This is a genomic window from Pseudorhizobium xiangyangii (genome assembly GCF_020531965.1).
GTDB classification, from domain to species: domain Bacteria; phylum Pseudomonadota; class Alphaproteobacteria; order Rhizobiales; family Rhizobiaceae; genus Neorhizobium; species Neorhizobium xiangyangii.
Map to the genome: position 1 here is coordinate 1 of NZ_JAJAWH010000051.1, position 9938 is coordinate 9938.

Genomic DNA, 9938 nt, shown 5'->3' on the forward strand with positions numbered 1-9938 from the left:
GCAACAACGCTAGGTCATGCGCTCGCCATTGATTTCCGTCATTAGGTAGCACAAGCACTGATTTCCATTCCATCCTACTGGAAACAATACGAAAATCTGAAAATAAGCTAGGTTTCGTAATTGTCATCAGCTCTCTTCCTGCCCTACCGGGCCGCCCTCCTATCTCGCTCGCTTCTAACGTCTGGCGGGATCATGGCTCCGCTATCTTTCTTGAATTTGGCCATCTTTCTCCGACATCGAGGTTGGACGGCTCTCCTGGACAATCGCAGGGGAGTACATTCCTTCGTTCTCGTAGGTCCTTATCTGGTATTTAGTCCCAGCAATTGAAGCAGCTTCTCCCTTAGTTGATTGACGCTGTACGGCTTGGTCAATCTTTGAGAAGCCCATCCAGGCTTTTAAACGCGCCAGATTGATGGCACGGCGCGTTCGGGGGAAGTCTCCTGAGGCGTCCGTTCACGACCATGTAAGCGGCCTCCCGAGGTCTACGGGAGACCGAGCGCCTCTTCTCACGCGGAGAGAGCGTGCATCTCGCGGATGAGATCGGATTTGCCCTCAAAGCCGATGCCGGGAATGTCGGGCATGACGATGTGGCCGCCCTCAACCTTTACGCCATCCGGAAAGCCGCCATAAGGCTGAAAAAGGTCCGGATAACTCTCATTGCCACCAAGGCCGAGGCCTGCAGCGATGTTAAGCGACATCTGGTGACCGCCATGTGGGATGCAGCGCGATGGCGACCAACCATGAGCCTTCAGCATGTCGAGCGTTCGCTGGTATTCGACGAGGCCGTAGGAAAGTGCGCAGTCAAACTGCAACCAGTCGCGATCGGGCCGCATTCCACCGTGACGAATGAGGTTGCGGGCGTCCTGCATGCTGAACAGGTTCTCGCCGGTTGCCATGGCACCCGGATAAAATTCGGCGAGTGCCGCCTGAAGTTGGTAGTCGAGAGGATCGCCTGCCTCCTCGTACCAGAACAGCGGAAACTGGCGCAGCATCTTAGCGTAGCTTATTGCCGTTTCCAGATCGAAGCGACCATTGGCGTCCACGGCAAGTTGCGCTTCAGAGCCGATTTCGTCGAGGACAGATTCAATGCGCTTGGCATCCTCATCCACTGAGGCGCCGCCGATCTTCATCTTCACGACGTTGTAGCCACGGTTGAGATAGCCGCGCATTTCCTGCCGCAATGCCGAATTGTCTTTACCAGGATAGTAATAGCCACCGGCGGCGTAGACGAACACCTTGGGGTTGGCTTCACGACCTGCGCGCTCGGCCAGTAGGCGGAAAAGCGGCTTGCCTGCAATCTTGGCGACCGCGTCCCATATGGCCATGTCGATGGTCCCGACGGCAACCGAGCGCTCGCCATGACCGCCTGGCTTCTCATTGGTCATCATCGCGGCCCAGACTTTCTCAGGCGAGATGTTGTCACCGGACTCGTCCAGCAGCGTCTGCGGATCGGCGCTCGTGATGCGATCGGCAAATCGCTCGCGGATCAGGCCGCCCTGGCCGTAGCGACCGTTGGAATTGAAGCCATAGCCGACGACTGGCTTGCCGTCGCGGATCACATCGGTGATCACCGCAACGAGGCTGCTGGTCATCTTGGAGAAGTCGATATAGGCGTTACGGATCGGCGACGAGATAGGTTTCGTCACCTCGCGAATTTCCACTATACGGGGCATTAATAAACTCCAGAGTGTCAGAATGTGCTTCCTATTATTCGCCGGCGTCGCGGCTGTCCTTGTGCCAGAAGACCAGTTTTCGCTGGATCAGGCTTACCGTGCCAAACATGGCAAGGCCGAGAAGGCTAAGATAGAGGATAAGCGCGAAGACGCGTGGGGTGTGAAGCTGTGACGCCGCGACGCGGATCAACTCGCCGAAACCCTTGCCGCCGCCAAGGAACTCACCTGTGATCGCACCGGCCATGACGCTAAGCGAAGCGATCTTTAGACCGGTAAAGACGTGCGGCAGACCAGCCGGCATCTTCATCTGCACTAGCGTCTGCCAGCGCGTGGCGCCCATTGTACGAAAGAGGTTAAGGGCATTGCGGTCGGCACTGTTGAGGCCTGCAGCGGTGCCTACGAGGATGGGAAAGACGGACACGAACGTTGCGAGCGCAACCTTCGAGGAAATGTCGAAGCCGAGCCAAGCGACGAAAAGCGGCGCGAACGCGATTTTCGGCATCGTGTCGATGGCTATGAGGTAAGGCATGACGGCACGCTCACCGAACCGGGTTTCGCCGACAATTACGCCCAAACCGATCCCGATCAGCGTGGCGAGCACGAAACCGATCAGCACTTCCTGCATGGTCACCCAAAGGGCGGCCAGCATATAGCCGCCGGTCACGAGATTGGTTCCGACGAAAACGATTTCACGCCACGTTTCTAACGGTGACGGCAGGATGATGTTCGAAACCACGCCGCTTGCCGTGGCGAAGTGCCAGATCAGAACAACGACCAGGCCAAGCCCAAGGATAGCGATGGGTTGCGGAATGCTGTCGATCAGCGAGATCTCTTCCTTCCAGACCGTGCTCTCCACGGGGGCCTCGGAGCCGTGCATATCAAACGTGCTCATGACTGGCTCCTTGGCTGAGAAGGTCGCGGATATGGATCACATAGCGGCCGAAGGCGGGGCTCGTGACCATGTCAAGCGTTCGCGGACGCGGAAGGTCAATGTGGACCGCCTCGATCACTCGGCCCGGCCGGGCGCCCATGACGAACACGGTATCGGAAAGAATGACCGCTTCCGCGATAGAATGGGTCACCAGGAATGCCGTCGCGTCGCGCTCCATGCAGATGCGTTGCAGTTCCATATTCATGAAATCGCGCACCAGTTCGTCGAGTGCACTGAATGGTTCGTCGAGCAGGAGCACGGCGGGTTCGGTGATCAGCATCCGGCAGATCGCCGCACGCTGCGCCATGCCGCCAGAAAGCTCCGAGGGGTAAGCCTTTTCAAAGCCATTGAGGCCGACAAGATCGAGCAGTGCCTGAGCGTCGCCGACCTTTGCGCGAGCGGCGACCTTGCCGTCACGTATGCGGATCGGTAGCAGGATGTTGTCGATCGTCGTCAGCCACGGAAACAGCGTCGCTTGCTGGAACATCATGCCGATATCCCGTCGTGGCCCGACAACGGGCTTGCCCGTCAGGACGACGCTGCCCGATGTCGGTGAGGTCAATCCCGCCATGATCTTGAGCAGTGTCGACTTACCGCAACCGGACGAACCGATGACCGAATAGAAATTCCCCTTGCGCAGGTCGAGATTGACATTTTCGAGGGCAACGAGGCTGCGGCGCGCATAAACCTTGCCAACGCCTCGTAGACTGTAGATCGAGGGCGCCAATGGCGCGCCCTCTTCCTTAGCGAGGTGAGCCGCCATCATTTCGAGTTCCAGGCTTCAACGAAGCGGTTGGTGTAGATGGCGTTCAAATCAGGGAGCGGTTCTTTCATTTCGCCAGAAGAGACCAGGCTCTCCTGCCAGGCCTGCCATGCTTCGAGATCCTGGTAGCCGTACCCCTTGGCCGTGTCGAACGGGGTCTGGCGAACGACGATCTGCTCGATCAGCGCCTTGGAAAAGGCTCGATCCTCGCCTTCCTGCGGGTTAACGGTCGCAGCATGGTCAATGACCTTGTCAATATTGGCGGGGTCAGCGGCGAAGTGCGCACCCTTGACCACGGCCTTACCGAAGCCTTCGATCACGTCCGGGTTCTTCTCAATATAGTCAGCCATGGCGGCGAAGCCATTACCGAAGAACACGCGGAATCTTTCTGGCGTGATGTTACGCAGCTTAAGGCCGCGGCTGTTGAGAATGGCGGCATCGCTAGTGGCGGCGACATAAGCATCGATATCCCCACGCATGAAGCCGGCCGTCGCAAGACCGCCATCACCGACGACGAGGAACGAATAGTCCTTGCCTTCCTCCATGCCGAGATCACCGAAGATCGAACGCGCAAAGGATGCTTCCGCGCCGTCGGCCGTGCCGATCCCGATAACCTTGCCCTTCAGTTCCTCCGGCTTCTGCGTGGCCGCCTCCTCCTTTACGACCATGCTTAGCGAACTGTTAGGGTTGAGACGGTAGATGAAGGTTATATCGATGCCCCGAGCGCGCGCGCCGAGGAACGGACCGGCGGCGGGATTGCCGATCTGTCCCTGACCGGCGGTCAGCGCCTGCAACACCGCGCCAGAACCATTAAGAGCCTCGACATTCACGTTGAGCCCTTGCTCGGCAAAGTAACCTTCTCCCATGGCGACCGCGACCGGAATAATGTTGATGGCCGACGGGTTGGCGACCACGAAGGTCACATCCTTGGATTCCTGGGCAACTACAGATGCGGGAACACCGGAAAGCCCGACGATGGACGCTGCCAACAGGTATTTTACAAATTTCAGAGTGCGCATATTATATCCTCCTCCTTGCTCCACATAAATCATGTATTATACAGCTTACAGAAAGTCAAAATGCATTTTATGAATCAGCCTATTTCCCGAGGGAACAATGTCTAGGACACTTCAGGCCAAACCTGCCACCAGACCCGCCGGCGGCAAGATCACCGCGGCGTCCGCCGTCTTCGCAGCCTTAAGGCTCGATATTCTCTCTGGAACACTTCCGCCGGGCTCGCGGCTGCGCATCGACTGGCTCTGCCAGTCCTACGAGGCCACCATCAATCCAGTGCGCGAGGCGTTAAACCGTCTCACCGCCGAGGGGTTGGTTGAACTGGAAGACCAGCGTGGTTTCTCCGTGGCATCCATCTCGATCGAGCAATGGCGGGAAATCGTACGCGGACGTTGCCTCATGGAATCTTGCGCGCTACGCGAAGCCATGCGCAACCGCACAGAGGCTTGGGAGGAAGGGATCGTGCTCAGCCTCTACCGGCTATCAAGAACGCCGCGCTTTTTGGAGGGAGACACCCAACGGCCGAACCCAGACTGGGAACCGCGCCACCACGCTTTCCACAATGCGCTTTTGGTGACCTGCAATTCCCGTATCATACTGGAATTCTGTGAGGAGTTGCGCGAGCGTTCCGATCGCTATCGGCACATCGCCTCGATTTCCCCCCAGGCGCGGCAAACCTATAGCGCGGAGCACAACGAAATTGCGGATGCCGCACTGGATGGAGACGCGGATAAGGCGGTGGAGCTTCTGACCGCTCACTACCAACGCACGCTGGCAGTTGTCGAGGCCTACTTTGAGAAGGCCAGCTAAGCCGGCCCGGACGGGCCGCCTTAGCTGTAGTTCTAAGGTCAGGCGGCCACGGCGATCCGGTTCGACAGGGTTGGAATGCCCTCGATTTCGATCTCGATAAGATCTCCGGCCTTCATGAAAACAGGCGGATTGCGGGCGAAACCGACGCCTGAGGGTGTGCCAGTCGCGATGACATCGCCCGGCTTCAATGTCATGACTTCCGATGCATACGAGATGATGCGCGCAACACTGAACATCAGATCCTTGGTGTTGCCGTCCTGCATGATTTTCCCATTGAGGCGCGAGCGGATTGACAGACCTACAGCGCCCAGCGGCAATTCATCCGCAGTCACAATCACGGGACCGAAGGGGCCAGTCGCATCGAAATTCTTACCTGCGGTCCACTGAGTTGTGCGCCGCTGGTAATCACGCAAGGAGCCGTCATTGAATGCGGTGTAACCGTAGACGTAGTCAAGTGCCTCATCTTCCGAGACGTTGTGCGCCGTCTTTCCAATGACAACGAGCAATTCGGCTTCAAAATCAAGCTTTTCGGAGACCTTCGGAAGAAGGATTTCTCCATCCGGCGGCAGCAGGCTCGTTTGCACTCGAAGGAAAAGCGTCGGATATTCAGGGATGTCGCGACCACCTTCCTTGACGTGTTCCAGATAGTTCAGGCCCATGCAGATGAACTTGCCCGGGCGCTCGATCGGGGAGAGGATCTTCACGCTTTCCAGCGCGATGCCTTCGGCGCGCGGCAGCGCATCACGTGCCTGTTCCATAAGTGCTCGCCCGGCCTTGAGGACAGCGATCATATCGCCTGACGTCCCCGGCACCAGCTTGGCCAAATCATATACCTTTCCGCTGTCCAGCACGCCTACGTGCTCCTGACCTGCGGCCTCGAACCTCAAAATCTGCATACTCGTTCTCCTCAAACCTACGATCATCAACAGGTAAAACATTATTCTACTACCTACAAGAAATAATGCATTATCTTCTCGATTGATTTCATGACGCCGCTTCCCTCGACCATTCTTGTCACGGCGCCCGCATCGACATGTCGCAGCGCAGGATGTGTCTCATATCGCTCTGAGTTCGATTCAATAATTTGAGCGGCCACGAGGGAGCCCCGGCAGAGGCGGACTCCCAGCGATACTTCAGAGTCAACGCACCCTGAGGTCTTATCCAGGAAGGTAGCTTAAGGTTCTGATCCTCGCTCCCTTCCTTCATATCCATTCTTACACCGCGACATGCTTCGAAGATCAGGGCCTTATGCCGGCAGGCAGCGTTTCGCGATCTCGGACGCAGCATAGCTTGCGGCTCGCTGCCACGCCTCATCGGTGTCGCCCCGGTAACTCAGGAAGCGGTCGCAGGTCGGCCTGTTGGTAGCCAGGTCCAGGACAGCGAACTTAAGTCCACCAATCAGCGTGCTCATTTTCCGGACTTCTCCGATTAGCAGATATCGTGCTCCGGCTCTTCTCGCCTCGAGTGATAACGCCTCCAGTCCTACGGCCCTCGCTGTGCATTCTCCGCCTTCACAAGCAAGTGGGACAATATTGATCCCATCGCTGGTGGAAAGGGCATTTTCAAGTGTCGCTCCAAACGCCGTCAGTCGCCTTGCGTGCTCGTCGCGTTGGTCTCTAACTTCCCCCGACGTGTCTATAAACGCGAAATCGGATATGGCCAGCACGGTTGGCTCCGCGGTATAGGCAACGCCCGCCGAGGTGCTCCCGATGGCAATTGTCAACATCAGGGAAAATCCGCCGGTTACGAAGAAACGGCAGGACATTGAGATACGAAGACATCGCCCCTGGCGCATTGGATCCTCCACGTCAGGCTCTCAACACATTAACATCAATTCGCCTGCCACCCTAAGCAATGGCCAAGGGTCGAACGGGAACCAGAGAGCGCTTGGTCAGGGAAACCGAAATCCACCGCCTCTAGTGTCGACAGCGGTTCGTGCCAACGCGTCGGCAAGGTTGTTGCCAATAAGACCCGAGTGTCCCTTGCACCACGAGACCGCCACTTCCGGATGGCGGTTCAGCAATTCGTCCAGTCGCTTCCACAACTCGGCGTCCGGGATACTGCGCTTTCGTACTCTTTGATCGGCGGTGACGCGCTTCCATCCGTTGTTGCGCCAGATGGCTCTCCAATGATGACATCCCTCGACGACATGGGCGGAGTCCGTCCAGATAATTGCCTTGTATCCTTCTCCGGTACGAGCCAGCCAGTTCATCGCTTCGATAACGGACATCAGTTCGAAGGAGTTGTTGGAGTTGCCGACCCCCCTGCCGTGCTGAACATGGATGCGTCGATTGCCATGCTGCACGACGAATGCCCATCCCCCGGCATGCTTCGTGGCCCAGAACGAACCGTCGGTGAAGATTTCAAGCGGGGAGGCAGGCGACAGCATCCGACAATCTTGTCCTTAGTGACAAAAGCTGCGTCAGCCTTCACACGCGGCAACCTTCATGGCAACAAAAAAGGCCGTGTCTGCGGGTCTCAGGTCTCGCACCTCGCGTATAGTTCAAACCTAGGGAAATGCAGCCCCAGCGAGAATCCGATCCCAGGGTTCGCGATGCCCCCAGTCGAAGCTTGCTGCCAATTCGGTATGCAGATCGGTAATGGCAAGCGTCGCATCAACGTCGGTCTCAAAGACGAAAACTACCTCTGGGCGACCTTTGCCTATCTTGACTACCATCGGCATCACTAGGCGCATCGTGCCAAGTCCTTCCGGCGGGACGAGATCGCATTGACGATTGGCTCAAACCAGTTCTCCTGGAGCTGAATGCTATCGAGGACGCAATCAAGCTGTGCCAGATGCAAGAGGAACGGTTGTTGTCGGGAACTTCCGTCGCCGCGATGTCTTCTTTCGTAAAAGGAGGCACTGATGTTCCACCAATCAACGGCATTACCCCTACCGCCGTTTGTACATGATCATATCGACAAGGCCGCCGCTGATCTTTTGGGAATGTCCGGACACTCTTTCGATTTTTCCCAACCTGCCGGGGAGCAGGCGCTTGTCCCACCCAATTCTGTCTCCTGGCGCATATTCAAGAACCAGGTGACATTGTTCATCGGCGGGGTCAGCGCTGTTCTACTGGAATTTGCCGAGCCAAAGGTGCGCGATGGCGTCTGGCAGCACAGCTCGTTTCGCAAGGATGCCTTAACGCGATTGCAACGCACTGGTCTTGCAGCAATGGTCACCGTATATGGTGCGCGAAGTCAGGCGGAGGCGATGATTGCGGGCGTCGTCCGTCGCCATGGTAATGTCGAGGGCGTCACGAGCTCCGGTGAGCGCTACAATGCCAACGACCAGGATCTCCTCGACTGGGTTCAGGCAACCGCTGGTTTCGGCTTCATCGAGGCCTACCACCGTTTCGCACGACCGTTGTCAGCACCCGAGCAGGATGCGGCGTTTGCCGAGGCGTAGCCGGCAGCGAAACTCTACGGCGCAATAGGTGCTCCCGCGTCGAGTGCCGAACTCGATGCACTGTTCCTGAGCATGAAGCCACGACTCGAAACGTCCCCAATTATCCCGGAATTTATACGAATAATGCAAGACGTACCGGCCCTTCCAAAGCCGATGGGGCCTTTTCAGGGGCTATTGGTGAAAGCCGCCGTGGAGATTCTACCGCAATGGGTTCGCGAGCGACTGGAGCTTGGTTCCTCCTATAATCTCAACCGAGTTGAACGCATGATTGTCGCGCAAGCTGCCAAGGCAACCGATCGCTTGCTCTTGCGCTCCTCGCCGCCTGTACAAGCTTGTCGACGGCTTGGACTCGCTGAGGACTATCTCTACCAACGAGTGTAAACTCACGGTGGTGAAAGGACGTCTATACACAAGGGGGCCTTGATCGGAATAGGACCGACGATCTCCCGTTTGAGCTAAGCAGTTGAACAGCCGGATCTGCTCGGGAATATCGTCAAATTGGTGATATGGAGGCGGAAAGCGCGATGGAGATGCTATCAACTTCGAGATCAGATGGGCGAAGAGGTAGACGGCGATCGGCGCGCGCAGATGACGATCGAGAAGGTCGGCACTCCGAGGGTGCGCCTCACTCCCATCGACACTGATCCGGTGGCAGGCGTGTCGCTCGTCACGAGCCAACGAACCTTCCTCGGAATTGATCCCTTGTGCCGGATACCGTTGCACACGAAACCCTCTCGAACAATTGCGAGGCGGGATGGCTCTTGCACAAAGGACACGCAGTGCCACAACAATGTTGCACTAGTCCCGCCGTTCGCCTGGATCAACCGGCAGTGGCCGGGATCCGGGCTCGAAAAATGAAGAATATCGGAGAAACCAGCATAGCGGCGCCCCAAAAGGGCGCGGTTTCGGGAATTCTCGTCACGTCAATCGCAGATCCCGGACAGCCGCAGGAGGGTCAGCATAGCGACGGGCACCAGCCCGGGAACCGGGACCGACTGTCCCTGCGAGGGACGTTCCGCTTGAACGCTTCGCACGTCTTGAGCAGCCGCCGACGCGCGTTCCGAGCCAGAGCTGGTGCTCACCAGTGCCACACTGATCGCCGAGATCGAATACCGTGCCTGGACGCAGGACGGAGAGCTGCGCCATGCGTCCCACAAGGGGCTGCGCGACCGCCAGGACAATGCGAAATCTACAAGATGTCGGACTGACCATCGGGCCACACGCGCCACGGTAAAACTTAACCCATCATTGTCGTGAATCGATGCGACCTTATCGATTCATAACTGTCGTTGGACGCCACACACCCGATACGAGATGCTGCTGCCCATGTGCCAGCAG

The 9938-nt window shown here is 57.5% G+C and carries 8 protein-coding genes and 3 pseudogenes; 3 read left to right on the forward strand and 8 right to left on the reverse strand.

Annotated elements, in window-relative coordinates:
- Positions 1–506 precede the first annotated feature (506 nt).
- From LH464_RS23505 to LH464_RS23520, 4 genes are read right to left on the reverse strand one after another with little or no spacing between them, the layout of a single operon-like run.
- Positions 507–1673: a mandelate racemase/muconate lactonizing enzyme family protein gene (locus LH464_RS23505; RefSeq protein ID WP_226788842.1), complete on the reverse strand. Its 1167-nt coding sequence runs from the start codon at positions 1671–1673 to the stop codon at positions 507–509.
- A gap of 34 nt (positions 1674–1707) precedes the next feature.
- The gene (locus LH464_RS23510; protein ID WP_226788843.1) at positions 1708–2565 is read right to left on the reverse strand and encodes an ABC transporter permease; all 858 of its coding nucleotides are present in this window, start codon (positions 2563–2565) and stop codon (positions 1708–1710) included.
- Positions 2552–3370 carry an ABC transporter ATP-binding protein gene (locus LH464_RS23515; protein WP_226788844.1) on the reverse strand — a complete coding sequence of 273 codons (819 nt, stop codon included), beginning with the start codon at positions 3368–3370 and terminating at the stop codon, positions 2552–2554. The genes LH464_RS23510 and LH464_RS23515 overlap by 14 nt, the downstream gene beginning before the upstream one ends.
- The gene (locus tag LH464_RS23520; protein WP_226788845.1) at positions 3367–4386 is read right to left on the reverse strand and encodes an ABC transporter substrate-binding protein; all 1020 of its coding nucleotides are present in this window, start codon (positions 4384–4386) and stop codon (positions 3367–3369) included. The genes LH464_RS23515 and LH464_RS23520 overlap by 4 nt, the downstream gene beginning before the upstream one ends.
- A gap of 97 nt (positions 4387–4483) precedes the next feature.
- On the opposite strand from LH464_RS23520, the gene LH464_RS23525 reads away from it, so the two are divergent.
- Entirely contained in the window at positions 4484–5191 is a 708-nt protein-coding gene (locus LH464_RS23525) for a GntR family transcriptional regulator (protein WP_226788846.1), read from the forward strand.
- Between the two features lie 38 nt (positions 5192–5229).
- Here LH464_RS23525 and LH464_RS23530 read toward each other — a convergent pair whose 3' ends face one another.
- The 4 genes and pseudogenes from LH464_RS23530 to LH464_RS23545 form a co-directional block, all read right to left on the reverse strand.
- Entirely contained in the window at positions 5230–6087 is an 858-nt protein-coding gene (locus LH464_RS23530) for a fumarylacetoacetate hydrolase family protein (RefSeq protein WP_226788847.1), read from the reverse strand.
- Between the two features lie 350 nt (positions 6088–6437).
- Positions 6438–6986: a DUF2380 domain-containing protein gene (locus LH464_RS23535; protein ID WP_315859749.1), complete on the reverse strand. Its 549-nt coding sequence runs from the start codon at positions 6984–6986 to the stop codon at positions 6438–6440.
- A 96-nt stretch (positions 6987–7082) separates the two neighbouring features.
- On the reverse strand, positions 7083–7580 hold the full coding sequence (locus tag LH464_RS23540; RefSeq protein ID WP_226788849.1) for a ribonuclease H family protein: 498 nt from the start codon (positions 7578–7580) through the stop codon (positions 7083–7085).
- Between the two features lie 138 nt (positions 7581–7718).
- Positions 7719–7802: pseudogene (locus LH464_RS23545) on the reverse strand (type II toxin-antitoxin system VapC family toxin); the annotation flags it as partial.
- 336 nt (positions 7803–8138) lie between these two features.
- Between LH464_RS23545 and LH464_RS23550 the strand changes: the two are divergent.
- Both LH464_RS23550 and LH464_RS24935 read left to right on the forward strand, forming a co-directional pair.
- Positions 8139–8981: pseudogene (locus tag LH464_RS23550) on the forward strand (oxygenase MpaB family protein).
- Between the two features lie 702 nt (positions 8982–9683).
- Positions 9684–9857: pseudogene (locus LH464_RS24935) on the forward strand (hypothetical protein); the annotation flags it as partial.
- Positions 9858–9938: the final 81 nt, after the last annotated feature.